Below are 25149 nucleotides of genomic sequence, written 5' to 3' on the forward strand. Positions count from 1 at the left end.
ATGACCGACGCCGCCGAGTTGACCGAGGACCCCGCCGACCCCGCCCAGGGTCCGGTGCGCACCCTGCTCCAGGGACAGGACGTAGCCGACTTCGGGCCCGTCACGCCGATGGCCCGCCGCGGCAACGTGCGCCGGATCACCGAAATAGGCGAGGACGTGCTGCACCGGCGCTGCCGCAGCATCACCGACTTCGGCACCGACGGCCTCGCCGCCCTGATCGATGACATGTTCACCACCATGCTCGTCGCCGAGGGTGTGGGCCTGGCCGCCAATCAGATCGGTGTGGACGCCCAGCTCTTCGTCTACGACCTCACCGATGCCGACGGCGTGCGGCACGTGGGACACCTGATCAACCCAGCGATCGAGGCCATCTCCCCCGATGAGACCGAGGAGATGACCGAGGGATGCCTGTCCGTCCCCGGCCCGGGGGCGGACCTGTACCGGCCCTACCACGTGCGCGTGCGCGGGGTGGATCAACACGGCGAGCCGCTGACTCATGAGGCCACCGGCTACCTGGCCCGCTGCTTCCTGCACGAGACCGGTCACCTGCACGGACAGCTCTACACCGACCTGCTCGCCAAGCGGGTGCGCAAACGGGTCCTGGCCGAGATGGCCGACCTGCGCGAGAAGGTGTTCACCCGGCGCACCGAGGTTGCCCTCCTGCTGGACAAGGAGCCCGCCCGGTATCCCGAACGGAGCGCGCTGGAGGACGGCAGGTAATAGATTGGCCTCATGCAGGTCATCGAAGCGAAAGAACCAGGCGGCCCCGACGTCCTCCAGCTCCAGGAACGCCCCGAGCCCACCCCGGCTCGCGGTGAGGTGGTGGTGGATGTGGCCGCTGCCGGGGTCAACTTCTACGACACCTACGTCCGCTCCGGGGTGTACTCGGCCGACTTCCCGCTCGTACTCGGCAACGAGGGCGCCGGTGAGGTGATCGCGGTCGGCGACGACGTCACCCACATCGCCGTGGGTGACCGGGTGGCCTGGGCCGGCAGCGGCGGAGGCTCCTATGCCAAGTTCCTGGCGATCGCGGCCACCAAGGTGGTCCCGGTGCCGGACAACGTCGACCTGCGCACGGCGGCCGCGGTCCCCCTGCAGGGGATGACCGCGCACATGCTCGTCGAGGGTGCCTTCAATGTCCAACCCGGCCACGACGTGCTGCTCACCGCCGGCGCGGGTGGGGTGGGGCTGCTGCTCACCCAACTGGCGGTGGCCCGCGGAGCGCGCGTGATCACCACGGTGTCCACCGAGGAGAAGGAACGCATGTCCCGGGCCGCCGGTGCGGCCGACGTGATCCGGTACGACGCCTTCACCGACATGACCACCGAACTGTCCCAGGCGGTGCGCGACCTCACCGAAGGGCGCGGCGTGGATGTGGCCTACGACGGCGTCGGCAAGGACACCTTCGACGCCTCCCTGGCCAGCGTCCGGATGCGGGGCATGCTGGTGCTCTTCGGGGGCGCCTCCGGACAGGTGCCACCGTTCGACCTGCAGCGCCTGAACAGCGCCGGCTCACTGTTCGTCACCCGGCCCACGCTGTTCCACTACATCGCCGAGACCGACGAACTGCGCTACCGGGCCCGGGCGGTCTTCACCGCCGTGGCCGAGGGCAGCCTCGACGTGCACATCGGTGCGCAGTTCCCGTTGGCCGATGCCGCGCGCGCCCACCGGGCGCTGGAGGGCCGGGAGACCACCGGCAAGGTGCTGCTGCTCCCCTGACGACACACCGGGGGCGCCGGACCCGGCGACGACCTGGATCCCCCGCGGTCGAGCCGGTCAGGCCACCGATGCCCGATCCGCCTGCACGGCGACGCGGCGCGCCCAGGCCTCGATCGTCTCCCGATCGCGTTCATCCTTGCCGTGCGAACCCATGAACCCGGCCAGCGCCCGTTCGGCCGGGCCGAGTTGGCCGGGATCCACCCGCCCTCCGAAGATCGGGTACTGGCCCCCGAAGTAGGGCGGTTGCTGTGGTTGGGCGTACCGGTCCTGCAGCGGGCTGGCAGTGACGTTCTTCATCCCGGAGGCGAACACCCACACCGGCTTCGGTGCGAACTCACTCTCCAGACGGCGCGCGAACTGACGGGCGTGGGTCAGGATCCGGCCGATGTAAACCGCCGAACCGAGCACCACCGCGTCGTAGTCGGCCAATCCCTCCACCTGCTCCACCGACGACAACGTGACGGAGTGTCCGGTGTCGGCGAGGGCATCGCGGATCCAGCCTGCGAGTTCATGGGTGGCGCCATAGGTGGAGGCCACCGCGACCAAGATCTTCATACCTCTAGAGTGCCCCGCCGAACTGGCGTCTTCCAGGGACCTTGGTCCTCAGGCACACCGTCGCGGCCCCTGGTGCTCAGGTCCGCAGCCGGGCTCCGTGCCGCTTGGCCGCCAGATCCACCACCGCATCACGTACGGCCGCGGCATCGGCGGCGGTCAGCGTCCGGTCCGGGGCTCGCAGCCGCAGCGCGAAGGCCAGGGACACCTGCTCGGCGCCGATGGACTCACCGGTGTAGCGGTCGAACAGGTGCACCGCCTCGGCCAGGTCTCCGGCGGCCTCCTCGACCGTGGCCAGCACCTGGGCCGCCGGGACATCGGCCGGGACCACCAGCGCGATGTCCTCCTTGGCTGCCGGGTAGGTCGAGAGCGGAGCGAACTGCGCCGGCTCCTTCGGTGCCACGCTCAGCATCGCCTCCAGGTCCACCTCGAAGGCCACGGTCCGCTCGGGCAGCCCCAGGGCGCTGACCACCTTGGGGGCCAGTTCACCCGCGTGGCCCAGCACCCGGCCGTCCTCGGCGCGCACTACCGCGCAACGCCCCGGGTGGAACGGCGCGGTGGTGGTCTCGGCCTCGATGCGCACCGGCACCCGGAGGACGTCCGCGATCCGGATCACCGCGGTGATGGCGTCGCTGTGGTCCGCCCGCCGCGCCGCGGTGTACACACCGGGCGGTTCGGCGTTGCCGGTCAGCACCCCGGCGACGTGGCGGGGCTGGTCCGGTACGGCCGCCTCGATCGCCGCCAGGTCCCGCGGTCCGGGCAGTACGCCCAGCCGCGGGAGCGGGCTGGCTTCGCGGGTGCCGGTGCCGACCGTGACCATGCCGACCTCGAAGATGCCCAGATCCGTCAAGCCCCGGCCCACGTTGCGTACCGCGGCATCCACGAGCGTGTGCAGCAAGGTGGAGCGCAGATAGGGCTGGTTGTCCGCCAGCGGGTTAGCCAGGCGCACCCGGAGCCGGCGCTCGTCGTCCTCGGCCAGGCCCAGTTCGTCATCGCGGGAGCCGGCGACGAAAGGATAGGTGAGCACCTCCACCAGGCCGATGTCGGCCAACACCTGGGCCACCCGGCGCCGGCGACGCTGGTCGGTGGTCAGTCCGCCTCCGGGCCGGGCCTGCGGCAGCACCGAGGGAACCTGGTCATACCCGCGCAGCCGGACCACTTCCTCCACCAGGTCCGCCGCGGCGACCAGATCCGGGCGCCACGTCGGTGGAGTCACCACGAGGTGGCGCTCCTCGCCCTCGTCCACCCGCGCTCCGAGTTCGGTGAGGGTCTCGACCACCTGCGTGCTGGTGTAGTCGACCCCGACCAGGCGGGCCGGCTCGGCGGCGTCCAACCGGATCGGCGCCGGCGGCGCCGTGCGATCCAGGTCGGTGACCGCCGGGTCGGCACGTCCGCCGGCGTGGCGCACCAGCAGGTCCACCACCATCTGGGCGGCGACCGGCGGCAGAGCCGGGTCCACCCCGCGCTCGAACCGCTTGGCGGCCTCGGAAGGCAGCCGGTGGCGGCGTGCGGTCCGCGCGACGCTGACCGCATCGAAGTGCGCGGCTTCGATCAGCACGTCCGTGGTGTCCTGGCTGACCTCGGTCGCGGCACCGCCCATCACACCGGCCAGGCCGAGGATGCGCTCACCGTGGCCACCGGCGGAATCGGTGATCAGCAGATCTTCCGTGGCCAGGTCGCGTCGGACGTCGTCCAGGGTGACCAGGTGCTCGCCGGAGCGGGCCCGGCGCACCACGATCGGAGCGATGAGGCTGTCCAGGTCGTAGGCGTGGATCGGCTGGCCCACGTCGAGCATCACGTAGTTGGTCACGTCCACGACCACCGAGATCGGGCGCATCCCGGCCTGGCGCAACCGGCGCGCCATCCACGGCGGGGTGGGCGCATCCGGGTCCACGCCGCGGACGATCCGGGTGGCGAAGCGGTCGCAGCCCGCCCGGCCGTAGATCGGTGCCTCGTCCTTGACCACCACTTCGAATCCGTCCGGGGTCGGCTCCGGCGGGGCGGCCTGGGCGAGCACCGGGTCGGTGAACTCCGCCCCGGTGGAGTGTCCGTACTCGCGAGCGATACCGCGCACGCTGAAGCAGTACCCCCGGTCCGGGGTCACGTTGATCTCCAGTACGTCCTCGTCCAGGCCGAGCAGGCCGCGCGCATCGGTGCCGGGGGCGGGTGCGCCCTCGTCCAGCACGATGATTCCTGCCTCTGCCTCGGGCCCCTCGCCCACACCCAGCTCAGCCGCCGAGCAGATCATCCCGTCCGAGACGTGCCCGTAGGTCTTGCGGGCCGAGATGGCGAAGTCTCCGGGCAGCACCGCCCCGGGCAGGGCGACCACCACGGCGTCGCCGACGTCGAAGTTGTGCGCGCCGCACACGATGCCGCGACCCTGCTGCCCCGGCGGGTTGTACTCACCCACATCCACCTGGGTCCACGAGATGGTCTTGCCGTTGGAGTGCTCCTCCTTGACCAGCTGCGCCACGCGTCCCACCACCAGCGGTCCGGTGATGTCGGGGGTGTGGATCTCCTCCTCCTCCAGGCCCACCCGGACCAGGTCGGCGGCCAGGTCGGCGGCACCGGTGCCGGCGGGCACCGTCACGTGCTCGCGCAGCCACTCAGCGGTGATGTAGGGCATCAGCGGTCTCCCTGCAGCGAGAAGCGGATATCGCCTTCGACCATGTCGTGCATGTCATCGATGCCGTGGCGCAGCATCAGGGTGCGTTCCAGGCCCATGCCGAAGGCGAAGCCGGAGTAGACGTCCGGGTCCACGCCGCAGGCACGCAGCACGTTGGGGTGCACCATGCCGCAGCCACCCCACTCGATCCAGCCCGGACCGCCCTTCTTCTGCGGGAACCACAGGTCCATCTCCGCACTGGGTTCGGTGAACGGGAAGAAGCTGGGCCGGATCCGGGTGCGCGCATCCGGGCCGAACATCGCTCGGGCGAACTGGTCCAGCACCCCGCGCAGATTCGCCATCGTCAGGCCCTTGTCCACCGCCAGTCCCTCCACCTGGTGGAAGACCGGTGTGTGCGTGGCGTCGAGTTCGTCGGTGCGGAACACCTTGCCGGGGCAGGCCACGTACACCGGCACGCCGCGGGAGAGCATCGTGCGCGCCTGCACCGGGGAGGTGTGCGTGCGCAGCACCAGGTGCTCGTTCTGACCAGGGGTGTCATCGGCGACGAAGAAGGTGTCCTGCATCTGCCGGGCAGGGTGGTCCGGGCCGAAGTTCAGGGCGTCGAAGTTGAACCACTCGTGCTCCACCTCCGGGCCCTCGGCGATGTCCCAGCCCATGGAGACGAAGAAGTCGCCGACCTCCTCACCGAGCACTTCCAGGGGGTGGCGTGCGCCCAGGACGTACCGGTCCACCGGAATGGTGACGTCGACCGCCTCGGTGCGCAGCACCTGCGCGTCCCGCTCGGCGGCGAGCACCTCCTGGCGCTGCGCGATCACCTTGTTCACCTCGCCACGGGCCTGGCCCATCATCCGCCCGGCGGTGGCCTTCTGGGACTTCTCCAGGGAGCCGATCGCGCGGTTGGCCAGGGCCAGCGGGCTGGCGTCGCCGGTGTGCGCCAGGCGCGCCGCTTTGAGCTCATCGAGGTTGCCGGCCTCGGCTACCGCGTCCTTGGCGCGGGCAACGGCAGCACTAATGGCCTCTGCATCCAGAGGTGAGAGCGGGGTGGACACGACGAAGGTTCTCCAAATCGTCACTGCAGGGTGGTCTGGGGTTGCCCGCCCGGGGCGTGACTGCGTCGCTCAGCGACCGCGCGCCAGCCCGGAGACGGGCCGGCTAAATCGGCGCGGGAGCATATCCATGGCCCCATCATGGCACAGTCGACCGCACCCGGGCCCGGCGGTGCGTCACACTGGAGCGTGCCCGCCTCCGCTGCCTACTCAGCCTCCTCCGGCCCCACCGACCCCGCCGCCGGGTATGAGGGCTTCATCGGCTGGGTGCTGTCCCTGATGGAGTCCATCGGGGAGGTCGGGGTAGGCGTGGCCGTGCTGATCGAGACCTTCTTCCCACCGATCCCCTCCGAGGCAGTGCTGCCCGGCGCGGGTTTCCTGGCGTACGAGGGCCGGATGAGTGCATGGGGCGCCTTCATCGCGGCCACGCTCGCCTCGGTGGTGGGAGCATGGTTCTGGTACGGCATCGGGGCCGCGCTGGGTCCGGACCGCACCCGGTCAGTGGTGCGCCGGATCCCGCTGCTGGATACCGGCGACGTGGATCGTGCGGTGGACTTCTTCGCCCGGTGGGGAGCCATCGCGGTGCTGACCGGTCGGTGCGTGCCGTTGGTGCGCAGTTTCATCTCGATCCCGGCCGGTCTGGTGCGGATGAACCCCGGCGCCTTCACCGTCTACACCGCGATCGGCTCGGGGGTGTGGAACGCGATCTGGATCGGTCTGGGTTTCGGCTTCGGCCCGGCGATCCAACCGGCACTGCAACGTTGGAGCGGGGCGTTGTCCACCCTCACCCTGGTGGCGATCGGGCTCGCTCTGGTGGTGTTCGTGCTGCACCGCCTCCAACGCAACCGGCGCCGGCGGCGCGAGGCGCCCGGAGCGTCGCAGGACCTGTGACCGCCCGGGGGCGGCGCTGTCGGTAGGGTGGAGGTATGGCCGTTGAACCTGCACCGATCTCCTTTGCCCGTGGCGCCCCGTCGCTGGACATCATCGACGTCGACGGACTGCGCCGAGCCGCCGAACGCGCCTTCAGCAAGGACCCCGCCGGTAGTTTCGCCTACGGAACTGCCGTGGGGTACAAGCCGCTGCGCGCCTGGATCGCGCAGCGCCACGGTGTGGCCGAGGACCAGGTGCTGGTCACCAACGGGTCCATGCAGGCCGACGCGTTCCTCTTCCAGACCCTGGTGGAAGCCGGAGACGGCGTGATCGTCGAGCGGCCCAGTTATGACCGGACCCTGCTGTCCCTGCGTGGGCGCGAGGCGAAGGTGCACCCGGTCGAACTCGAGGCCGACGGGGTGAACGTGAGCGCGATGGCCGATCTGCTCGCCGGCGGAACGCCGGTGAAGTTGGCGCACATCATCCCCAACTTCCAGAACCCGGCCGGCTACACCCTCTCCGGTGACAAGCGCCGGGCCCTGGTAGCCCTGGCCCGGGAGTACGGCTTCACCATCTTCGAGGACGACCCTTACGTGGAACTGCGGTTCACCGGGACCCCCGAACCCACCATGTTGTCCCTGGCCGGCGGCGATGAGGTGGTCTATGCCTCCTCCTTCTCCAAGACCGTGTGCCCGGGTATCCGGGTGGGTTACCTGGTCGGCGAGGCGGACCTGATCGCCACGATCACCAAACTGGCCACCGCCACGTACATCTCGCCGTCGATGGTCTCGCAGTCGATCGTGAACGAGTTCGTCCGGGGTGGCTCGTTCGACTCCTCCATCGAGACGGTCAAGACCGCCTTGGCCAAGCGCGCGAAGCGCCTGGGTGAGGCGCTGCGGGCGGAGTTGCCGCAGGTGAGTTTCGTCGAGCCCGAGGGTGGCTACTTCCTGTGGGTGCAGTTGCCCGAGGGGGTCGACGGCGACGCGCTCGCCGAGGCCGCGGCCAAGCGGGGTGTCGCGGTGGTCAAGGGCTCAGACTTCGTCACCGATGGTTCCCGGGACGCGATCCGCCTGGCCTACTCCGGGGTCGGCCTGGAGGAGATCAGCGAGGGCGTGACCCGCCTGGCCCAGGCCTATCGGGAAGTCGCCTGAGAGAACCGGTGCAACCCGAGGACGTCGCCGCGGCCACCCACCGGATCGCGGCGCATGTGCACCGCACCCCGGTGCTGACGTCACGGCGTCTGGACGAGCGGGTGGGTGCCAGGGTGTTCCTCAAGTGCGAGAACACCCAGCGCGCCGGTGCCTTCAAGGTCCGGGGCGCCTTCAACGCACTGCTCCAGTTGCCTCCGGCCCAGGCCGCCGCCGGGGTGATCACCTACTCCTCGGGTAACCACGCCCAGGCGATCGCACTGGCCGCCGGTGAACTGGGCATCCCGGCCACGATCGTGATGCCCCACGATGCCCCCGAGGTGAAGGTCGCCGCGACGAAGGGCTACGGCGCCGCCGTGGTGCGGTACGACCGCTACGCCCAGACACGGGAACAGATCGGTGCCGACCTGGCCCGTGAGCGCGGCCTGACGTTGATCCCCCCGTACGACCATCCGCACATCATCGCCGGGCAGGGCACCGCGGCCGCCGAACTCCTCGCCCAGGCTCACGGCCTGGACGTGGTCCTGACCCCGTTGGGCGGGGGCGGGCTGCTCGCCGGCACCATCCTGGCCGCACGGGAGGCGGCGCCGGCGGCCCGGATCTACGGCGTGGAACCCGAGGCGGGTGACGACGGTCTGCGCTCGCTGCGCGCGGGCCGGATCGTGCACATCGACACCCCGCGCACCATCGCCGACGGCGCCCAGACCCAGGCGCTGGGTGAGTGGACCTTCCCGATCATCGCCGGCGGCGCGGCCGATGTGCTCACCGTGAGCGACGAGGCCCTGCGCGAGGCGATGCGAGTGCTGGCCACGACCACGAAACTGGTGGCCGAACCCACCGGTGTGCTCGCCCTGGCGGGCCTGCTGACGCACACCGGCACCATCTCCGGCGGGCGCATCGGGGTGATCGTGTCCGGGGGGAACGTGGACCTGGACCGCTATGCCGCACTGATCGCCACCCAGTAGCGTTTCGCGCATGGCTGCCAAGGCGATCGTGCTGGATGTCCCCGGACCGACCGTGCGTCAGGTGCGCCTGTCCAGCCCGGACCGGCTGCTGTGGCCGCAGGAGCAGATCACCAAGGCCGATCTGGCCGAGTACACCATCGCCGTCGGCGAGGGCCTGCTGCGGGCCGTCGGGGACCGCCCGGTGACGCTGCAACGCTTCCCCACCGGCATCGACGGGGAGGAGTTCTTCTCCAAGAATCCCCCGCGCGGGGTCCCGGAGTGGGCCCGCACCACGATGTGCACCTACCCGTCGGGCCGGTCCCACCCCCAACTCGTGATCGATGAGGTGGCCACCGCGGTGTGGGCGGTGCAGATGAACACCCTGACGCTGCACCCCTGGCCGGTGCGCTCGGGCGACAACGACAACCCGGACGAGCTGCGGATCGACCTGGACCCCCAACCGGGCCGCACCTTCGGTGACGTGGTCACCGCGGCCGTGGGGCTGCGGGCGGTGATGGCCGACGCCGGTCTGGTCGCCTGGGTGAAGACGTCCGGTTCCCGCGGGTTGCACGTGTACGCCCGGATCGAGCCGGTCGCGGAGTTCCTCGAGGTGCGCCACGCGGTGATCGCGATCGCGCGGCGCCTGGAGCGGGCGATGCCGGACCTGGTGACCACCGCGTGGTGGAAGGAGGAACGCGGGGAGAAGATCTTCGTGGACTTCAACCAGGCGAACCGGGACCGCACCATCGCCTCGGCCTACTCCCCCAGGCCCCTGCCCGCGGCGCCGGTGTCGATGCCGGTGCGGTGGGCGGACCTGGACGGGCTGGACCCGGAGGAGTTCACGGTGCGCACCGTGCCGGGCATCCTGGCAGCCGACGGTGATGCCTGGGCGGACCTGGACGCTCACGTGGGCACACTGGGCACTGCGATGTCCTGGTGGACCCAGGACTTCCAGGACGGTCTGGGCGAGGAGCCCTTCCCGCCGGAATACCCCAAGATGCCCGGGGAGCCGCCCCGGGTGCAGCCCTCGAAGCAGCGGCGCGCGGACAGTGAGTACTGAGCCTCACTGGTGGACTCAGGTGGCCAGCACCTCATCGAGGTCGTAGGCCACCGCGCGGTCCACCTGGTCCAGGGTGCACGATCGCGGATCGCGGTCCGGGCGCCAGCGCAGGAACCGCACCGCGTGGCGGAACCTGTTCCCCTCGAGCTGGTCGAAGGCCACCTCGACCACCCGCTCCGGCGCCAGCCGGACGAAACTGATGTCCTTGCCCGAGGTGAACCGGGAACGGTCGGTCTCCCCCAGCACGGGGGCGCCGTCGTCGTCTGTGATCACCCAGGGCTGGAGTTCCTCGACCAGTTCGACTCGCCGTGTGTTGGTGAACGCGGCGATCCCGCCCACGTTCACCAGGTCGCCGGCATCGGAGTACATACCCAGCAGCAGTGATCCGACACCACTGCCGGATTTGTGCACCCGGTAGCCCAGCACCACCGCCTCCGCGGTACGGGCGTGCTTGACCTTGACCATGGTGCGCTTGCCACCCTGGTAGGTGCTCTGCCAACCCTTGGCGACAACGCCGTCCAACCCGGCCCCCTCGAAGGTGGCGAACCAGTGCCGGGCCACGTCGGCGTCGTCGGTCAGCCGGGTCAGGTGCACCGGGGTGCCGGTGCCGGCCAGCGCCCGGCTCAGGCGGTCCCGACGGGTCCGGAACGGGGCTCCGGTCAGGTCCTGCTCCCCCAGGGCGAGCACGTCGAAGGCGATGAACTCGGCGGGAGTCTGCTCGGCCAGCAGTGCGATGCGGGAGGCGGCGGGGTGCACCCGGGCCGAGAGCGCCTCCCAGTCCAGGCGCTGGGCGCCGGGCTCACCGGTGCGCACCACCACCTCCCCGTCCAGGACGCACCGGGCGGGCAGGTGCTCACCGAGGGCATCGGCCAGTTCGGGGAAGTACCGGGCCAGGTCCTTGCCGCTGCGGCTGGCGATCCGGATCTGCTCCCCGTCCCGGCCGATCAGGGCGCGGAACCCGTCCCACTTGGGTTCATAGGCGTACCCACCCTCGATCGCGTCGGCGGCAGGGACTTCTTTGGCGGCCTTGGCCAGCATCGGCGCCGGCGGCCAGGACAGCGGCAGATCCATGGGCGAGAGTGTGGCAGGTCCGGGCACGCTCGCCAAAGCCGGAGTCGGGGGATCAGCCGGTGCCTGAACCCCCGCCGTGCCCCAGCGGGGCGGTACCGACCAGTTCATACCGGGGACTGCCGCCCGGGCCGGCGCCCAGTTCGGAGGAGTACAGGCAAACCTGCGGCACCGACCACGCCGGCCCGCGGTAGACCGAGAGGGCCCGCACCAGGCCGGGCAGTTCGGTGCCGTCGGAGCGCCGCCCCGTGCGCGCAACGGTCAGGTGCCCGCGCCGGCGCCTGCGGTCCGGTTCGGGAGTCAACTCGCCGCAGGAGGCCATCAGGTCCACCAGCCCTCGCTCATCGGCTCGGTCCGCACCGGCCACCCCCATCCACAGCGTGCGTCCGGTGAACGAGCCCGCCCCGGACAGCCGCAGCGTCATCGCCCGGCTCATCGCGGCCGTTGCGGTCAACGCCTGCATCAGGTCCGGGACGGAGCCATCGGGAACCTGCCCGTAGAACGCCAGCGTGAGGTGCCACTGCGCGGGGTGCACCCAGCGAAGCCGCGACCCGGCGCTCTCGCGGATCCCCTCCAGGGCGCCGTCGAGGTGCTCGGCGGCCGGTGCGGCGAGGTCGACCGCGGCGAAGACTCTCATCGCCGCCCGATCCGTTGCGCCGGGGATTCCGGTTGCCCTCCCGGATCCGCGCCGCCGGAGCCGGGCTGCTGCGAGCCGGGCCGCCGCTGCCGCCGGCGCCACCGTCCCAGTCCCAGCCCGAGGCCGAACAACACCAGCGCCACCGCCGCGGTCAGCGGCACCACCAGGGTCCAGTCGATCCGTTCGATCACCGGCAGCATCTCAGGTCGTTCCACCGCGGTCTCGGCCAACACCAGATCCAGCACGGTGGCATCGGTCCGGATGGTCACTTCGGCCAGACAATCCCCGGACAGGTTCGGGATACAGATTCGTGCGTCCAGTTCCAGGTGCACCGCAGCATAGAACCCCACCGCCGCGGCGGACCCGGTGGCCGCGTCGGCCTGCTCGGTCCGGCCCATCCGCACCTGCACCCCGCCGCCGGCCTCGAACACCCCGCCCAGGGTCTGCACCAGCGTGGTCAGTCCCGGCAGCGCCGTCTCCAGCGCCTCCAGGGCATCGGCGGTGGACAGGTACTGATCGATGTCCACCGGCTCATCGACCGGCAGCGGCACCTGGCGGCCGAAGAAGTGCACGCTCGGCTCTCCCGCCGAGGCAGTGGGTTCCTCGGTGGGGTGCGTGCTCGCCTCGGCGTGCACCCCACCGACCCGCAAGACATCCAGGCCGAGCAGGCCCACGTGTACCTCACCGGTGCGGGCCTGGGCGGACAGTTCGCCGTCCTGGATGCGTTCGGTCCCCGCGCTGATCTCCTCGACCGTGACCAGTCCGGGGATCCGTCGCTCCGGCTGGGTCCGGGACTCGGTGCCCGACGGCGGTTCCGGGGTGGCAACCTGCGCGGCGACCTCCTGGCGACCACTCAGGATGGGATCGCGGGTGAGCCGGTCCAGGATCGGCTGCACCGCGGAGATCGCGCCATTGGCGCTGACCTCCAGGCGCACCTCGGGGGCCTGACCGCGCATCCCGGTGGCTTCCGCGGACCCGCCCAGGCTCGCGTGGGCCGGCGTTGCCAGCACCATGGCAGCCAGCATGGCCGCCAGGACGCCCGCCCCGAGGCGGCGCACCCACGAGCCGGCCCGCTGCGTTCCCATCCAGTGCACGATACTGCCGCCGCGTGGCCGCCGGGGACCTCGCGCGGGGGATCGATAGACTGCCCGAGAGGATCCCCCGGATGTGAGGACTGCAGGATTGGATGTGCGCTGGCTCAGCGCCCCGGAGGCCGAGGTTGAGGCAGCCATCACCGATGCGGGGGCGGAGGCGCACGATCCGCCGTCGTGGGTCCCCAGGAGACGCAGCCTGGTCGGATACGTCAGTGTCTGGTTGCTGCTGTGGTATCTCGCTGTGGTGTGGGTGAGCCTCGGTGTCCACATCGACGCCCGCGGCGGCTGGGAGCCGCGCGACATCCCCACCGTCACGGTGACGATGGGGATCGCGATCGGCTGGACGTGGGGCACGCTCCGGCTGTTCCGGTGGGCCGATCGGCCCAGCAGCAGTGCCCGGATCGCGGTGTGGCGGTCGAACCTGACCGCCCTGGCCAATGGTTTCGAACCCGAACCGGCCCGGCGGGCTCACTTCTCCTCCCTGATCACCGGTGAGCGCCGGACCGCGCGAGCCTACCCACGCTTCGTCGCCGACGGGGTCGAGTTCGGCACCCTCCAGGCCCACGGCCAGCACCCGTTGGCGTGGAACTACGTCAGGGTGGCGCTCCCGGCGCCGCAGCCGCACCTGATCCTGGATGCCACGGCGGACGGCCCGGCGCCACGGGAGTTGCCGCGCCCGGACCCCGGTCAGCAGATACTCCGCGGTGGCACGTTCGACCGGTCGTTCCGGGTCTTCGCCCCGCGCGCCTACGAGACCGACGCGATGTTCCTGCTCACCCCCGAGGTGATGGCCGCACTCGCCGACCACGCACCCCGCTTCAACATCGAACTGCGGGATGACAGTCTGGTCTTCTTCACCCGCTCCCTCCCCGGCTTCACCGAGCCCGGATCGTGGCGGACGGTGGGAGCGTTGCTGCGCGATGCGGTGCCCCCACTGCTGGCGCGCACGGAACGCTACCGGGACCAGGACCGGTCCCGGACCGGGCCGGGGTCCGAGCAGGAGGCCCACCGGCGCGCAGCCTTTGACGCGGCGATCAAGGACCTGGGCTCCTATTGGTTGCAGCGGGCACCAAGCATCGGCCCGGTCGGCAAGCGCCTGAGGATGCACAAGCCCGGGATCACCTGGTCGCGATTCCGGTTCGGTGTGCGCAACGTGGCCCTGTTCCTCCTCTACGTCACGCCGCTATCGGTGGCCTTCGGCGGCTTCGCCTCCGCGATCTTCGGTCGGTGACGCTGGCGCGCCCAGGCCAGGAAGGCGCGGGTCTGGCGCGGGCTGCGCAGCACCAGCACCCGGTCCACCGGTGGATCCTGGGCCCAGGAGCGGATCTGGGCGCGTTTGGATGCGAAGGACCGGAAGTGCCAGATGAGGATCGACTCGCGGGAGAACAACCGTCGGAAGGACTCGGTGTTGTCGTTGCAGATCCGCCGCTTGCCGAGAGCACGCCTCAGGCTGCGGCGCACCAACCTGCCCAGCGACACCGCCCGGGGATAATCCAGCGCCACGATCATCTCGACCCGTGGCAGCACCACATCCAGCCAGGCGCCGTAGGCGGTGTCCATCACCCAGGCATCCTGCGCCACGATCTGCTCAACCAGATTCCGCTGCTGGACCACCGGCCGGTTCACCCAGCCCGGCAGCCAGCCGATCTCATCATCGACGCTGACCGAGCGCACATCCAGCGTGCCACCGAGATCCCGGGCCAGGGTGGTCTTCCCGCTGCCCGTGACCCCGTAGATCAGGATCCGTTGTGCACGCACCGCCCCCACCGTACCGGCGTCCCTGCTGCGCGCCGACCCGCGGGAAAATCACCTCGCCCCGCACCCCGGCAACCGGGATCATCGCACTATGGAGAATTACCGGATCATCCCGCTGTCCGCCGCCGATGCCGACCGGCTCACTGCCACCGAGGTGTTGGTGTGGTTCCACGACCGGCCCGGGGTGAGCCCGCAGGAGTTCGTGGAGACCTTGGACCCGCAGATGATCTGGGGCGTGGAGTACACCGGTCCCGAGCCCGTGGCCCTCCCCGAGCCGCGCCCGCTGGCCGGCACTTTCGCCTCGTGGGACATGGATCTGACGGTTCCGGGGCCGGGTGAGAAGGTGCGCCGGGTTCCGATGGATGCCCTGACCTGGGTCGGGGTGCACCCGGACCATCGCCGGCGCGGCCTGTTGCGGTCGATGATCTCCCACCAAGTGCACCGGGTGCGTGAGCAGGGCCGCGCTGCGCTGGCCGGCCTGCACGCCTCGGAACCGGGGATCTACGGGCGATTCGGGTACGCGGTGGCCTCCCTGGACGTCACCCTCGCGCTGAACAAGGGCACCACGTTGGCCGCCCCGGAGCACATCGCGCGGTCGGCGGAGGGCATCAGCACCCGCCTGCTGCCCGCGTCGCAGTCCGCCGACCTGATCCAGCAGGTGCACCGCGCCACCACGGCCGCCACTCTGGGGGCGGTGGCCCGCCGCGACGCCCAGGGCGACACCTGGTGGATTGACCACGCAGTCGAGCGGGGCAGCAAGGAACCGTTGCTGGTGCTGCTCGCCCAGCGCGACCAGGCCCCGGTGGGATACGCGATCCTGCGGCGGCAGAGCAAGTGGTCGGATCAGGAGTTGCCCGCGGGCAAGGTACAGGTGTGGGAGATGGCCGCCACCGACTCCCCCGCCCTGCTGGCGCTGGGCCGGCGCCTGGTCGACTTCGACCTGACCGCCACCGCGGAGTTGCCGAACCGCACCCTGGACGATCCGTTGCTGTGGTGGGCCGGTGGCCCGCGGGCCGCCGGGGTGCGCGCCGGGGACAGCCTGTGGCTGCGGATCGTGGACCTCGCGGCGGCGCTGACCCAGCGCGGATACGCCGCCCCGTGCGACGTGGTCCTGGACGTCACCGACCAGATGTGCGCGCCGAACGCCGGGAGGTGGCACCTGCAGGTCGGCGCCGATGGCACCGGGCGGTGCCGAAGGACCGACGACGACGCGCACCTGCGCCTGGACGTGTCCGACCTGGCCGCGGCTTACCTGGGCAACCGATCGATCGCCGGCCAGGCGGCTGCCGGTTACGTCACCGAGGTGTGCCCGGGCGCGGTGGCCGAACTGTCCCGTGCGATGCGCACCGACACCGCCCCGTACGGCGCGCTGATGTTCTGATCAGCCAGACCCGAATAGCGGCGCGTAGCCGCATTCTGTGCTACAGTTCCGTAGTGGGAGTTGAGTGGACCCTCAGCGCTGACAAGCACGGTGTGACCCGTGAGGACGCGCTGTACGCGATGATGCACGCCGAAGCAACGGCAGAGGTTGACGGCGAGCCAGGTGAGCAGACCATCGTGTACGTCGGTCACCCACATGAGCAGACCGACCGCTACCTGGAGGTAATCGCTGCGCATCGTCCGCCGAGGACGATCATCATCTTCCATGTCATGCCTCTCACCGACAACTTTCGTCACCTGCTGTACGAAGGAGAAGCACAATGACCGACAAGTACGACGACCTCGCCGCCGGTGCCGAGCGTGGCGACCTGACCGTGAAACTGGGCACCGTCCGCCGCGGGGAGGCCGCTGCTGCTGCCGCTCGTAGTGCCCTGATGGATGCCACCGGCGCGACCACCGAACAAGAGGTCGTGCAGATCGCCGTCGGGCGTCCCCCGGCGGGGACGAAGCGGGGCCCGTCACCCGTGGTCCGGGCGCGCGTTCCCCAGGCTCTCAAGGATCGAGTGCATGCCCTTGCCGAGCGTGAGCAACGCGACGAGTCCGACATCGTGCGCGAGGCCGTCGCTGCCTATGTCAAGTTGCGTGAGGTTTCGTGACTCGGTAACTGCTCCCAGTCGATGATCACATCGGCGCGGTTCCGGGTGGTGGCCACCAGGGCCGCGTTGGCGGCATCGGAGCCGTCGGTGAAGGCCAGCGCCTGTGCATGCGACTTGCCACCGGCCAGGTGCCGGGCCAGCAGCCATTCGCGCCGGACGTCCGCGGCAGTGTGCACGTACCAGGTCTCCTTGACCAACCCGGGAACCTGATCCCACGGAGCAGTGGGCAGCAACAGATAGTTGCCCTCGGTCAGCACCACCTCATCGTCCGGGTGCACCGGGACCGCCGATCCGATCGGTTGTTCCACCGCCCCGCGCACATAGAACGGCGCATAGACGGTGCCGGTGGTCTGCCTGCGCAGCCGGTGCAGCAGCGCGAGGTAACCATCGGCGTCGAAGGTGTCCGGGGCGCCCTTACGTTCCGCCCGGCCCAGGCGCTCCAATTCGGCCTGCGCCAGATGGAAGCCATCCATCCCGACGACGGCGCACCTCACCTGCTCGGCGCGCAGCGCCTGTGCCAGGGCGGCGGTCAGCGTGGATTTCCCGGCGCCGGGCGGTCCAGTGACCCCGACGATCACCCGCCCCGCGCCCCGCAAGCGCTGGATGCGCGCGAGGAGGTCATCGAGGTGCTCCGCAGTCGCGCGGAACCGCACTGGTCCGGTGGCAGGCATCAAGGGGTCCGCTGCGCCCGCGCGGAGGCAAACAGGCACAAGGTGGCGGCCATGGCCAGGTTGAGGGACTCCGCGTGCCCGCCGATCCCGATGCGCACTACGGCGTCGGTCAACCCACGTTCAGCCAGGGTCAGCCCGTGGGCCTCGTTACCGAACACCCACATCGTGGGGCGCCTCAGGTCCACCGCCCCCACCGCACCTGCGCCGTCGCTCTGGCCGGCCGCAGCATCGGCGAGGTCGTCCAGATCGACGGTGCCCTCGCCGTCAGCTGCCAGCACCTGAAATCCCGCAGCACGGGCCTGCGCCACGGCGCCGGCCAGGTCCGCGCCGGTGGTCACCGGCAGGTGGAATACCGACCCTGCGCTGGAGCGCACTGTCTTGGGGTTGTGCAGTTCCACACTGGCCTCGGACAGGATCACCCCACCGGCACCGGCGGCATCGGCAGCCCGGATCACCGTTCCCGCATTACCAGGGTCGCGAACCTCGTGCAGGTAGACGACCAGCGTCCCGGTGAGAGCGGCGGGCACCGGGGCCGGCTCGATCCGGCCGATGGCCAGCACCCCCTGGGCGTCCGGGCTCATCGCCTCCAGCACCGGCTCGGTGCCGGTCAGTGTGTCCCGTGGGGCCACCTGCCGGGCCAGTTCGGCAATGTCAGGATGCCGCCCAGCTGCCTGCGGGGTGAGGAACACCTGCACAACCACATCCGGCCGGTGCCTGAGCACGGCTCGCACTCCCTGGGGGCCCTCGATGAGGAACCGGCCCTGCCGCACACGCACCGAACGCCCGGACAACGACCGGATCCGGCGGACCCGCGGGGCGCGCGGGTCGATCAGATCAGTCATGTCCGGGCGTTCTGGTGGGTGTGTTCGGTCGGCTCAAGCCGAGGCCGGGGCGTTCACATCCTCCGGCAGGGCGTTCTTGGCCACCTTCACCAGCGCCGCGAAGGCTTCGGTGTCGTTGACGGCCAGGTCAGCCAGGACGCGGCGGTCCACCTCCACCTGGGCCAGTTTCAGGCCCTGGATGAACCGGTTGTAGGTCAGGCCGTAACTACGCGCGGCGGCATTGATCCGCTGGATCCACAGCCGACGGAAGTCACCCTTGCGGGCCCGGCGGTCGCGGTAGGCGTAGTTGAGTGAGTGGTCGACCTGTTCCTTGGCCTTGCGGTACAGCCGGGACCGCTGCCCGCGGTAGCCGCTGGCGCGCTCCAGTGTCGTCCGGCGCTTCTTATGGGCGTTGACCGCCCGCTTGACGCGTGCCACGTGATGCTCCTTGGTTGGTGGTGCCGGGCGCTTACTTGCCGAGCAGTTTCTTGGTCTTCTTGGTGTCCGCGGGTGAAACGACCACGTCGTTCACCAGCCGGCGCGCCTGGCGCTTGCTTCGTTCCTGGAACTTGTGCACGTGGCGCGCACGCTGGCGCATGATCTTCCCCGAGCCGGTGACGCGGAAGCGCTTCTTGGCACCGGAGTTGGTCTTGTTCTTGGGCATGGCCTCTTCCTTGATCTTCCCGGCACACCGGCCGGGACGTGGTGCGGACGTCTCAGGACGACGTTGCCGCGTCGTTCTGCTGAGCTTCTTCTCGAGCCTGACGGTCGCGCCGCTGCTGGCTGCGCGCCTCGGACTTCTTGGTGTTCGGGCCGAGCACCATGGTCATGTTCCGTCCGTCCTGGCGCGGCACGGACTCCACGTGACCGAGTTCTTCCACATCCTCGGCCAGGCGCTGCAGCAGCCGCATACCCATCTCCGGCCGGGACTGCTCGCGTCCGCGGAACATGATCATGACCTTGACCTTGTCCCCGCCCTTGAGGAACCGCTCGACGTGACCCTTCTTGGTGGCGTAGTCGTGCTCGTCGATCTTGAGCCGGAACCTGATTTCCTTCAGGACCGTGTGTGCCTGGTTGCGCCGTGCGTCACGGGCCTTCATGTCCGACTCGTACTTGAACTTGCCGTAGTCCATGAGCTTGGCAACCGGCGGCCGGGCGTCCGGCGCGACCTCGACCAGGTCGAGATCGGCCTCGGCGGCAAGGCGCAGCGCGTCTTCGACCCGGACAACTCCTACCTGCTCGCCGCTCGGGCCGACCAGGCGTACTTCCGGGACGCGAATCCGATCGTTGATGCGGGGATCGCTGATGTGTGGCTCCTTCGTGAGGTGATCTGCTTCCACCCACGAGAAAGGCCCCCGCGGGTGTGCGGAGGCCTGTGGTCTGAGCGCTTGCTCGTGCGGACATCGACTGCCCGCGACCGGGACCCAGGCTCTGGTGCGGCGTGACCCGTTCGGTCGAGCAGGGGTGGGAGTGGCTCCGCTTGGTCCGGTCCGTCAGGACCGGTTGGTCAGCGATGAGTCTAACACGCACGCAACCGCAACTGAACGGAGTCGACACGTTCGGCGACAAGATCACACCGAGCCAGTTCCGCCCCGGCCCGGGACGTGATCCGGTCCACCTGCGCGCGGGACAGCCCTGCTGGTACCCCCAGGACCACCCGGGTGGCCCCGTCCGGTGCGTCTTCCAGTTCCACCGCCGCCACCCCCGGCACCGTGCGCAGTGCCGCACCGACCTGGTCACGCAACTGCTCGTCGTCGGCCGGTGGCACCCAGGTACGGCCCTGAGCCAGCGCCCACACCGCGGGCCGGGGCACCAGCACCGGGACCGGGCCGGCCGGGTCCAGCACGAGCAGGCCGTCGGACTCGGTCACTGTGGCCAGGGCCACCTGCGGACCGGGCACCGGGATCGGGCGGGCGTCCGTGCGCCAGGCGTGCAGGGTAGCCAGCGCCGAGAACACCGGCATCGCCGAGCGCCCATCGGGCGTGGCCACCGTGACCATGGCCGCCGAGGCCTGCTTCTCCCCCGCAATCGCCACGACCGGTACCAGCAGACGAGCCCGGCCCAGGGCATCGACCACCGCCCGCAGCCGCTCCTCGGCACCGGTCAGCGCCAGGGCCGCACCCAGATGGGGGTCAGTGCTGCCGTCATCGCCGGCGAAGGCCGACGTCGGCGGCAACTCCCGGGCCATCAGGAGCGCCCGGCCACATCCAGGGCCTGGCCGAGGGTGAACGCACCGGCGTACAGAGCCTTGCCCACGATCGCCCCCTCGACGCCGATCGGGGTGAGTTCGGCCAGGGCCGCGATGTCGGCCAGGCTGGAGATCCCCCCGGATGCCACCACCGGGGCGTCGGTGCGGGCACACACCTGGGTGAGCAGGTCGGTGTTCGGGCCTCGCATGGTGCCGTCCTTGGTGACGTCGGTGACGACGTAACGTGCGCACCCGTCTGTCTCCAGGCGCTCCAGCACCTCCCACAGGTCCCCACCCTCCCGGGTCCAGCCGCGGGCGGCCAGGGTGGTGCCACGCACATCCAGCCCGACGGCGATCCGGTCCCCGTACTCCCCGATCACCCTGGCCGTCCACTGCGGGTCCTCCAGTGCCGCGGTGCCCAGGTTCACGCGAGCGCAGCCCGTGGCCAGGGCGCGCTGTAGCGATTCGTCATCGCGGATCCCGCCGGACAGTTCCACGTCGATATCCAGCGCGCCGACCACCTCGGCGAGCAGGTCGGCGTTGGAACCGCGTCCGAACGCGGCGTCCAGGTCCACCAGGTGCACCCAGGAGGCGCCGTCGCGCTGCCAGGTCAGCGCTGCCTCCAGTGGTGGGCCGTAGTTGGTCTCGGTGCCGGCTTCTCCCTGCACCAGGCGCACGGCCTGGCCCTGCGCCACGTCAACGGCGGGGAGTAGTTCAAGTGTGCTCAAGGGTCTCCTCAGGTCAGGGTGGTCAGCCAGTTGCGCAGCAGCGCGGCGCCGGCGGCGCCGGACTTCTCCGGGTGGAACTGGGTGGCGCTGAGCGATCCGTTCTCCACCGCGGCCACGAACCGGGTGTTCCGCTCGGGACTGCCGTGGGTGGACCAGGTGGTGCGCAGGTGCGCCGGGGCGGACCGGGCGGCGTAGGAGTGTACGAAGTAGAACCGCTCCTGCTCCAGTCCGGCGAACAGGGCGCTGTCCGGTGGTGGCTCGAGGGTGGACCAGCCCATATGCGGGACCACGGGGGCGTCCAGGCGCTCCACCCGGCCGGCCCAGTGTCCCAGGCCGCGGGTGTGCACGCCGTGCTCGAGTCCGTCGCTGAACATCACCTGCAGGCCCACGCAGATGCCCAGCACCGGCCGGCCGGCGGCCAACCGCGCACCGATCATCTGCGGTGCTCCGACCTGTTCCAGGGCGACCATCACCGAGGCGAAGGCCCCCACGCCGGGCACCACCAAGCCGTCGGCGCCCGCTACCGCCTCGGGCCGGGCGGTCAGGTCCACCCGCGCCCCGGCTCGGCGCAGGGCTCGGACCACCGAGCGCACGTTCCCCGATCCGTAGTCCAGCACCGCTACCCGCGGCACGAGCGGGATGGTCATTGCTTTTTGCGCCGTCGGGTTCCGAACAGGCCCCCGGGGCGCTGTACCTTGGCCGGATCGATCCGTCCGGGCGCATCCAGTGGGTCCAGGGCGCCGATCAGCAGGGACTCCAGGACGTCGTCGGCATTCGCCAGCACCAGCCCGGCCGGCACCTCCTTCCCCGGTTCCCCGCCGGTGTACTCCCGGCCGGTGATGGTGCCGCTGGGCCCGTCCTGCCCGCTGCCGAGGTTCGCGGTGAGCAGCACCACCCCGAGTTTGGCCGTGCGGGACAGGGTCTGGGCCAAGTCCACGGCCTCGGCCGGGGCGCCGGTGAGCAGCAGTTCGGTCTCATCGACGGGGCCGGTGATGGTGCGCACGGCCAGCGCCCCGTTCCTGGAGGCGATCACGTGGGCGTCGATGGAGGCCATCGCGCACAGCGCGGCCAGGGCCGCGGCCGAACGGATCGGGGTCAGCACCACCGCGATGATCCGGCGCTGGTCGGTGCTTTCGGTGCCCGCACTGCCGTCGGCGTGATCAATCTCATCAGGGCGCTCGGTCGGCGCGGCGGCGGGGCGGTCGGGTTCGGTGGCCTGACCGAACTCGGCCGCGAAGGCGGCGTCGAAGGCCGCCTGGTCGAAGGCGTCGCCGTTGAGGCGTTCGTCCTCGACCCGCTCCTCACGGTCGCCGTCGTCATCCCCGGGCGGTACCGCGGTCACAACGCCCCCTTGGTGGAGGGCACCCCGTCCACCCGCGCGTCGGGTGCGACCGCTGCGCGCAGCGCCCTGGCCAACGCCTTGAACTGGGCCTCGGCGATGTGGTGCGGGTCCCGCCCGGAGAGCAGGTGAACGTGCAGGCAGATTCCGGCGTGGTAGGCCAGCGACTCGAAGACGTGCCCGGTGAGGGAGCCGGTGAAGTGCCCGCCGATCAGGTGGTGGGCCTGGGCCTCCGGCTCCCCGGAGTGCACCACGTAGGGACGCCCGGAGATGTCCACCACGGCCCGGGCCAGGGCCTCGTCCAGCGGCACCAGGGCGTCACCGAATCGAGCGATGCCGCGCTTGTCCCCCAGGGCCTGGCGCAGGGCCTGGCCGAGCGCGATCGCGGTGTCCTCCACGGTGTGGTGGGCGTCGATCTCGGTGTCGCCCTCGGCCCGGACGGTCAGGTCGATCAGGGAGTGCTTGCCCAGCGCGGTGAGCATGTGGTCGTAGAACGGCACTGTGGTGGAGATGTCGGTGGCGCCGGTGCCATCCAGGTTGACCTCGACGCTGACGGTGGACTCCGACGTGCTGCGTTCGACCTTCGCGGTGCGTGAACTCACCGGCTGGTCACCTCCTTCAATGCGCCGCGGAAGGCGGCCATGTCCGCTTCGGTCCCGATCGAGACCCTCAAGTATCCCGCAGGCCCAGTCTCCCTGATCAACACACCTCGGTCCACCAGCCCCTGCCAGATGCGGTGCCGGTCGGTGAAGGTGCCGAACAGCACGAAATTCGCGTCGGAGTCCGCAACCGTGAAGCCCTGCGCACGCAGCCATGCCACGCATTCATCGCGCGTGACGCGCAGTGCGGCCACGCCCTCCTGCAGCACCGGTGCGTGGGCCAGGGCGGTGCGGGCCACCGCCTGGGTGATGGCCGAGAGGTGGTAGGGCAGCCGGACCACGCGCAGGGCATCGACCACCTCTGCGGCCGCGGCCAGGTAGCCCACCCGGGCGCCGGCGAAGGCGAAGGCCTTCGACATGGTCCTCGCCACCACCAGGTGCGGGTGGTAGGGCCGGATGCTCAACGCGCTGGCCGTGCCCTCCCGCCGGAACTCTGCGTAGGCCTCGTCGATCACCACGAGGCTAGCGGCGCCGTCGGGGCCGGTGTCGGTGGTCCCGGCGGCGATCGCGCTGATGGTCTCGATGTCCATCGCGGTACCGGTGGGGTTGTTCGGGCTGGCGATCAGGACGACGGCGGGGCGCACCTGCGCGATCTGCTCCAGCGCGTGCTCGGCGCCCAGGCGGAAGTCCGGCGTCCGCGTGCCGGCGACGTAGGTGGTGAAGGTGTCCCGGGCGTACTCGGGGTACATCGAATAGGTCGGCGCGAAGGACAGCACCGTCCGGCCCGGGCCGCCGTAGGCCTGCAGCAGGTGCAGCATGACCTCGTTCGAACCGTTGGCGGCCCAGATGTTCTCCGCCCGCAGTTCATCCGCACCGGACTCGACCGCCAGATAGCCGGCCAGTTCGGTCCGTAGGCCCACGAAGTCCCGGTCCGGGTACCGGTTCACACCCGCCGCGGCGCGGGCGACGGAATCGGCGATGTCGGCCACCACCTGCTCCGGTGGCGGGTAGGGGTTCTCGTTGGTGTTCAACGGGACCGGCACGTCCAACTGGGGGGCGCCGTAGGGTTCGATCCCGATCAGGTCCGGGCGTAGCGGCAGGGTCACACCGGTGAGTCTAGAACGTGTGCCCCGGCGGTCGGCCCCGCGCCCGGCGCGGAAGCGTCAGCAGATTCGCTCCGTCGCGCTTCCGCGGGAGCGTCGGGAGGCACTGTCCGAGAGATCTGCGGCCTGGCCTCCCACATCGCCGCGTTCACCTGCCGGTTCCTGGAGTCGCTGTCCGCGTTCGACGCCGTCGACGGCGGGCGTCAGCACGGCTTCGTCTCAGCCAGCCACTGGCTCAGTTGGCGCTGCGGGATGAGTCCCACGGCCGCGCGCGAGCACATCCGGGTAGCCCGGGCGCTCCCGGGGCTGCCGCTGATCAGCGTCGACTTTCAAGCGGGCCTGCTCAGTTACTCCAAGGTTCGCGCCCTGACGTCGCCCGTGGAGCCGGTGCGAACCAATTGGCACGGGACTACCTGGGCAGTACCGATCCCAACGGGCCATCGACTGCTTCCGGCTCAGCAGCGGCGCCGGAAGGGGCTGAGGAACATGCCAGGCGTCGGTCGGCTCTGCCAGGCTCGAACTCGGCCCGGCGCTGCACCCTGAGATCGCGCGACGGCTGACGTGTGACACCGGCGTGGTGCTACACCTGCACGATGGCGACACGGCCTACAACGCGGTGCCGAGCACCCATCCGGGCCGCACCATCGACGTCGGGCAGCGCACCCGCACATCCAATGCCGCCCTCATGCGAGTGCTGCGGGCGCGCGATCAGGGGTGCCGCTTCCCGGCTTGTGACCGGCGCCGGTACATCCATGTGCAGCACTGGGCCCACGGCGGGCCGATCGAACTGGACAACCTCGTGCTGCTGTGCGGTCAGCACAACCGTCTGCTCCATGAGGGCGGCTTCGCACTGACGATGAGGCGCGACCACGTCCAGGTCATCGACCCCGACGGGATGCCTCTCCCCGGGGTTTGCGACCTCGGTCCTGCCCCGCCGGACGCACCGACCGGAACCGAGGTCCCCGCGGACCCGGCGCATGGCGAGGCCCTGAGCCCCGTCAACGGTGGGCCGATGAACCTGAAGTGGGCCGTCAGCGTGATCGCGGGCAACTGGGAGATCGAGCGCCTGCGGGCGGCCCGCCAGTGGTCATACCCGGCTGCCGCGGCCTAGCCGGAGACTCCCGCGCCAAGTGCGGGGGACGGGC

General features: G+C 70.6%; 29 protein-coding genes. 11 read left to right on the plus strand and 18 right to left on the minus strand.

The features are described 5' to 3' along the window. Positions 1-720: a peptide deformylase gene (gene def / locus ACO0LV_RS10700; RefSeq protein ID WP_424787883.1), complete on the plus strand. Its 720-nt coding sequence runs from the start codon at positions 1-3 to the stop codon at positions 718-720. A 12-nt stretch (positions 721-732) separates the two neighbouring features. Beyond that, positions 733-1719 carry a quinone oxidoreductase family protein gene (locus ACO0LV_RS10705; protein ID WP_424787884.1) on the plus strand — a complete coding sequence of 329 codons (987 nt, stop codon included), beginning with the start codon at positions 733-735 and terminating at the stop codon, positions 1717-1719. Positions 1720-1776: 57 nt separating this feature from the next. Here the strand turns inward: ACO0LV_RS10705 and ACO0LV_RS10710 are convergent, their stop codons facing one another. The 3 genes from ACO0LV_RS10710 to pheS form a co-directional block, all read right to left on the minus strand. Continuing rightward, positions 1777-2274, minus strand: a complete 498-nt coding sequence (locus tag ACO0LV_RS10710; RefSeq protein WP_424787885.1) for a flavodoxin domain-containing protein — start codon at positions 2272-2274, stop codon at positions 1777-1779. Positions 2275-2350: 76 nt separating this feature from the next. Further along, complete coding sequence (gene pheT / locus ACO0LV_RS10715; RefSeq protein WP_424787886.1) at positions 2351-4897, minus strand: phenylalanine--tRNA ligase subunit beta; 2547 nt, start codon at positions 4895-4897, stop codon at positions 2351-2353. Continuing rightward, positions 4897-5970: a phenylalanine--tRNA ligase subunit alpha gene (gene pheS, locus ACO0LV_RS10720; RefSeq protein ID WP_424787887.1), complete on the minus strand. Its 1074-nt coding sequence runs from the start codon at positions 5968-5970 to the stop codon at positions 4897-4899. The genes pheT and pheS overlap by 1 nt, the downstream gene beginning before the upstream one ends. Before the next feature lie 114 nt (positions 5971-6084). Between pheS and ACO0LV_RS10725 the strand changes: the two genes are divergently transcribed. The 4 genes from ACO0LV_RS10725 to ligD are packed head-to-tail and all read left to right on the plus strand — an operon-like array spanning position 6085 to position 9965. Next, on the plus strand, positions 6085-6834 hold the full coding sequence (locus ACO0LV_RS10725) for a DedA family protein (protein WP_424787888.1): 750 nt from the start codon (positions 6085-6087) through the stop codon (positions 6832-6834). A gap of 35 nt (positions 6835-6869) precedes the next feature. Further along, positions 6870-7964 (plus strand): PLP-dependent aminotransferase family protein, encoded by a 1095-nt coding sequence (locus ACO0LV_RS10730; RefSeq protein WP_424787889.1) that lies wholly within the window; start codon positions 6870-6872, stop codon positions 7962-7964. Positions 7965-7972: 8 nt separating this feature from the next. Continuing rightward, complete coding sequence (locus ACO0LV_RS10735; RefSeq protein ID WP_424787890.1) at positions 7973-8926, plus strand: threo-3-hydroxy-L-aspartate ammonia-lyase; 954 nt, start codon at positions 7973-7975, stop codon at positions 8924-8926. A gap of 10 nt (positions 8927-8936) precedes the next feature. Further along, on the plus strand, positions 8937-9965 hold the full coding sequence (gene ligD / locus ACO0LV_RS10740) for a non-homologous end-joining DNA ligase (RefSeq protein ID WP_424787891.1): 1029 nt from the start codon (positions 8937-8939) through the stop codon (positions 9963-9965). A gap of 15 nt (positions 9966-9980) precedes the next feature. Here the strand turns inward: ligD and ACO0LV_RS10745 are convergent, their stop codons facing one another. Genes ACO0LV_RS10745 through ACO0LV_RS10755 form a run of 3 tightly spaced genes read right to left on the minus strand, consistent with a single transcriptional unit; the run spans position 9981 to position 12755 of the window. After that, positions 9981-11036 carry an ATP-dependent DNA ligase gene (locus ACO0LV_RS10745; RefSeq protein WP_424787892.1) on the minus strand — a complete coding sequence of 352 codons (1056 nt, stop codon included), beginning with the start codon at positions 11034-11036 and terminating at the stop codon, positions 9981-9983. 52 nt (positions 11037-11088) lie between these two features. After that, positions 11089-11670 carry an RNA 2',3'-cyclic phosphodiesterase gene (gene thpR, locus ACO0LV_RS10750; protein WP_424787893.1) on the minus strand — a complete coding sequence of 194 codons (582 nt, stop codon included), beginning with the start codon at positions 11668-11670 and terminating at the stop codon, positions 11089-11091. Next, on the minus strand, positions 11667-12755 hold the full coding sequence (locus ACO0LV_RS10755; RefSeq protein WP_424787894.1) for a hypothetical protein: 1089 nt from the start codon (positions 12753-12755) through the stop codon (positions 11667-11669). The genes thpR and ACO0LV_RS10755 overlap by 4 nt, the downstream gene beginning before the upstream one ends. A gap of 82 nt (positions 12756-12837) precedes the next feature. Here ACO0LV_RS10755 and ACO0LV_RS10760 point away from each other — a divergent pair, with 82 nt between their 5' ends. Continuing rightward, positions 12838-13995 (plus strand): hypothetical protein, encoded by a 1158-nt coding sequence (locus ACO0LV_RS10760; RefSeq protein WP_424787895.1) that lies wholly within the window; start codon positions 12838-12840, stop codon positions 13993-13995. On the opposite strand, the gene ACO0LV_RS10765 is transcribed toward ACO0LV_RS10760, so the two are convergent. Beyond that, positions 13935-14522 carry an adenylate kinase gene (locus tag ACO0LV_RS10765; RefSeq protein ID WP_424787896.1) on the minus strand — a complete coding sequence of 196 codons (588 nt, stop codon included), beginning with the start codon at positions 14520-14522 and terminating at the stop codon, positions 13935-13937. The two genes, ACO0LV_RS10760 and ACO0LV_RS10765, sit on opposite strands and share 61 nt — an antisense overlap. 88 nt (positions 14523-14610) lie before the next feature. Here ACO0LV_RS10765 and ACO0LV_RS10770 point away from each other — a divergent pair, with 88 nt between their 5' ends. The 3 genes from ACO0LV_RS10770 to ACO0LV_RS10780 are packed head-to-tail and all read left to right on the plus strand — an operon-like array spanning position 14611 to position 16555. Next, the gene (locus ACO0LV_RS10770; protein ID WP_424787897.1) at positions 14611-15900 is read left to right on the plus strand and encodes a GNAT family N-acetyltransferase; all 1290 of its coding nucleotides are present in this window, start codon (positions 14611-14613) and stop codon (positions 15898-15900) included. 53 nt (positions 15901-15953) lie between these two features. Next, the gene (locus ACO0LV_RS10775) at positions 15954-16223 is read left to right on the plus strand and encodes a hypothetical protein (protein WP_424787898.1); all 270 of its coding nucleotides are present in this window, start codon (positions 15954-15956) and stop codon (positions 16221-16223) included. Beyond that, positions 16220-16555 carry a ribbon-helix-helix protein, CopG family gene (locus ACO0LV_RS10780; protein WP_424787899.1) on the plus strand — a complete coding sequence of 112 codons (336 nt, stop codon included), beginning with the start codon at positions 16220-16222 and terminating at the stop codon, positions 16553-16555. Before ACO0LV_RS10775 ends, ACO0LV_RS10780 begins: the two co-directional genes overlap by 4 nt. Here the strand turns inward: ACO0LV_RS10780 and ACO0LV_RS10785 are convergent. The 11 genes from ACO0LV_RS10785 to ACO0LV_RS10835 form a co-directional block, all read right to left on the minus strand. Beyond that, a complete protein-coding gene (locus tag ACO0LV_RS10785) occupies positions 16528-17226 on the minus strand; it encodes a nucleoside/nucleotide kinase family protein (RefSeq protein ID WP_424787900.1) in 699 nt (232 codons plus the stop codon). The two genes, ACO0LV_RS10780 and ACO0LV_RS10785, sit on opposite strands and share 28 nt — an antisense overlap. Next, on the minus strand, positions 17226-18068 hold the full coding sequence (locus ACO0LV_RS10790) for a TrmH family RNA methyltransferase (RefSeq protein ID WP_424787901.1): 843 nt from the start codon (positions 18066-18068) through the stop codon (positions 17226-17228). Before ACO0LV_RS10790 ends, ACO0LV_RS10785 begins: the two co-directional genes overlap by 1 nt. A gap of 33 nt (positions 18069-18101) precedes the next feature. Continuing rightward, positions 18102-18485: a 50S ribosomal protein L20 gene (gene rplT, locus ACO0LV_RS10795; RefSeq protein ID WP_424787902.1), complete on the minus strand. Its 384-nt coding sequence runs from the start codon at positions 18483-18485 to the stop codon at positions 18102-18104. A gap of 31 nt (positions 18486-18516) precedes the next feature. Further along, positions 18517-18711: a 50S ribosomal protein L35 gene (gene rpmI, locus ACO0LV_RS10800; protein ID WP_424787903.1), complete on the minus strand. Its 195-nt coding sequence runs from the start codon at positions 18709-18711 to the stop codon at positions 18517-18519. 52 nt (positions 18712-18763) lie between these two features. Next, a complete protein-coding gene (infC, locus tag ACO0LV_RS10805; protein WP_424787904.1) occupies positions 18764-19387 on the minus strand; it encodes a translation initiation factor IF-3 in 624 nt (207 codons plus the stop codon). 179 nt (positions 19388-19566) lie between these two features. Then, positions 19567-20235: an SseB family protein gene (locus ACO0LV_RS10810; protein WP_424787905.1), complete on the minus strand. Its 669-nt coding sequence runs from the start codon at positions 20233-20235 to the stop codon at positions 19567-19569. Further along, the gene (gene priA, locus ACO0LV_RS10815; RefSeq protein WP_424787906.1) at positions 20235-20963 is read right to left on the minus strand and encodes a bifunctional 1-(5-phosphoribosyl)-5-((5-phosphoribosylamino)methylideneamino)imidazole-4-carboxamide isomerase/phosphoribosylanthranilate isomerase PriA; all 729 of its coding nucleotides are present in this window, start codon (positions 20961-20963) and stop codon (positions 20235-20237) included. The genes ACO0LV_RS10810 and priA overlap by 1 nt, the downstream gene beginning before the upstream one ends. Before the next feature lie 8 nt (positions 20964-20971). Then, the gene (gene hisH, locus ACO0LV_RS10820; RefSeq protein ID WP_424787907.1) at positions 20972-21610 is read right to left on the minus strand and encodes an imidazole glycerol phosphate synthase subunit HisH; all 639 of its coding nucleotides are present in this window, start codon (positions 21608-21610) and stop codon (positions 20972-20974) included. After that, positions 21607-22305, minus strand: coding sequence for a hypothetical protein (locus ACO0LV_RS10825; RefSeq protein ID WP_424787908.1), 699 nt, complete (start codon positions 22303-22305; stop codon positions 21607-21609). The genes hisH and ACO0LV_RS10825 overlap by 4 nt, the downstream gene beginning before the upstream one ends. After that, positions 22302-22904, minus strand: coding sequence for an imidazoleglycerol-phosphate dehydratase HisB (hisB, locus tag ACO0LV_RS10830; protein WP_424787909.1), 603 nt, complete (start codon positions 22902-22904; stop codon positions 22302-22304). The genes ACO0LV_RS10825 and hisB overlap by 4 nt, the downstream gene beginning before the upstream one ends. Next, a complete protein-coding gene (locus tag ACO0LV_RS10835; protein ID WP_424787910.1) occupies positions 22901-24007 on the minus strand; it encodes a histidinol-phosphate transaminase in 1107 nt (368 codons plus the stop codon). The genes hisB and ACO0LV_RS10835 overlap by 4 nt, the downstream gene beginning before the upstream one ends. A gap of 574 nt (positions 24008-24581) precedes the next feature. On the opposite strand from ACO0LV_RS10835, the gene ACO0LV_RS10840 reads away from it, so the two are divergent. Continuing rightward, complete coding sequence (locus ACO0LV_RS10840) at positions 24582-25115, plus strand: HNH endonuclease signature motif containing protein (protein WP_424787911.1); 534 nt, start codon at positions 24582-24584, stop codon at positions 25113-25115. Positions 25116-25149: the final 34 nt, after the last annotated feature.

This window comes from Pseudactinotalea sp. Z1739, from assembly GCF_049725055.1.
Taxonomy (GTDB): Bacteria; Actinomycetota; Actinomycetes; order Actinomycetales; family Beutenbergiaceae; genus CALKWS01.

What these genes read in the sequence shown, in the direction of transcription:
- pheT (WP_424787886.1), bottom strand. Translation starts at nt 4,897, where the DNA reads ATGCCCTACATCACCGCTGAGTGGCTGCGCGAGCACGTGACGGTGCCC.
- ACO0LV_RS10790 (WP_424787901.1), bottom strand. Translation starts at nt 18,068, where the DNA reads ATGACTGATCTGATCGACCCGCGCGCCCCGCGGGTCCGCCGGATCCGG.
- ACO0LV_RS10810 (WP_424787905.1), bottom strand. Translation starts at nt 20,235, where the DNA reads ATGGCCCGGGAGTTGCCGCCGACGTCGGCCTTCGCCGGCGATGACGGC.
- ACO0LV_RS10705 (WP_424787884.1), top strand. Translation starts at nt 733, where the DNA reads ATGCAGGTCATCGAAGCGAAAGAACCAGGCGGCCCCGACGTCCTCCAG.
- hisH (WP_424787907.1), bottom strand. Translation starts at nt 21,610, where the DNA reads ATGACCATCCCGCTCGTGCCGCGGGTAGCGGTGCTGGACTACGGATCG.
- ACO0LV_RS10785 (WP_424787900.1), bottom strand. Translation starts at nt 17,226, where the DNA reads ATGCCTGCCACCGGACCAGTGCGGTTCCGCGCGACTGCGGAGCACCTC.
- ACO0LV_RS10710 (WP_424787885.1), bottom strand. Translation starts at nt 2,274, where the DNA reads ATGAAGATCTTGGTCGCGGTGGCCTCCACCTATGGCGCCACCCATGAA.
- ACO0LV_RS10730 (WP_424787889.1), top strand. Translation starts at nt 6,870, where the DNA reads ATGGCCGTTGAACCTGCACCGATCTCCTTTGCCCGTGGCGCCCCGTCG.
- rpmI (WP_424787903.1), bottom strand. Translation starts at nt 18,711, where the DNA reads ATGCCCAAGAACAAGACCAACTCCGGTGCCAAGAAGCGCTTCCGCGTC.
- thpR (WP_424787893.1), bottom strand. Translation starts at nt 11,670, where the DNA reads ATGAGAGTCTTCGCCGCGGTCGACCTCGCCGCACCGGCCGCCGAGCAC.
- ACO0LV_RS10725 (WP_424787888.1), top strand. Translation starts at nt 6,085, where the DNA reads ATGGCACAGTCGACCGCACCCGGGCCCGGCGGTGCGTCACACTGGAGC.
- ACO0LV_RS10780 (WP_424787899.1), top strand. Translation starts at nt 16,220, where the DNA reads ATGACCGACAAGTACGACGACCTCGCCGCCGGTGCCGAGCGTGGCGAC.
- def (WP_424787883.1), top strand. Translation starts at nt 1, where the DNA reads ATGACCGACGCCGCCGAGTTGACCGAGGACCCCGCCGACCCCGCCCAG.
- ACO0LV_RS10755 (WP_424787894.1), bottom strand. Translation starts at nt 12,755, where the DNA reads ATGGGAACGCAGCGGGCCGGCTCGTGGGTGCGCCGCCTCGGGGCGGGC.
- ACO0LV_RS10745 (WP_424787892.1), bottom strand. Translation starts at nt 11,036, where the DNA reads ATGGATCTGCCGCTGTCCTGGCCGCCGGCGCCGATGCTGGCCAAGGCC.
- ACO0LV_RS10770 (WP_424787897.1), top strand. Translation starts at nt 14,611, where the DNA reads ATGGAGAATTACCGGATCATCCCGCTGTCCGCCGCCGATGCCGACCGG.
- ligD (WP_424787891.1), top strand. Translation starts at nt 8,937, where the DNA reads ATGGCTGCCAAGGCGATCGTGCTGGATGTCCCCGGACCGACCGTGCGT.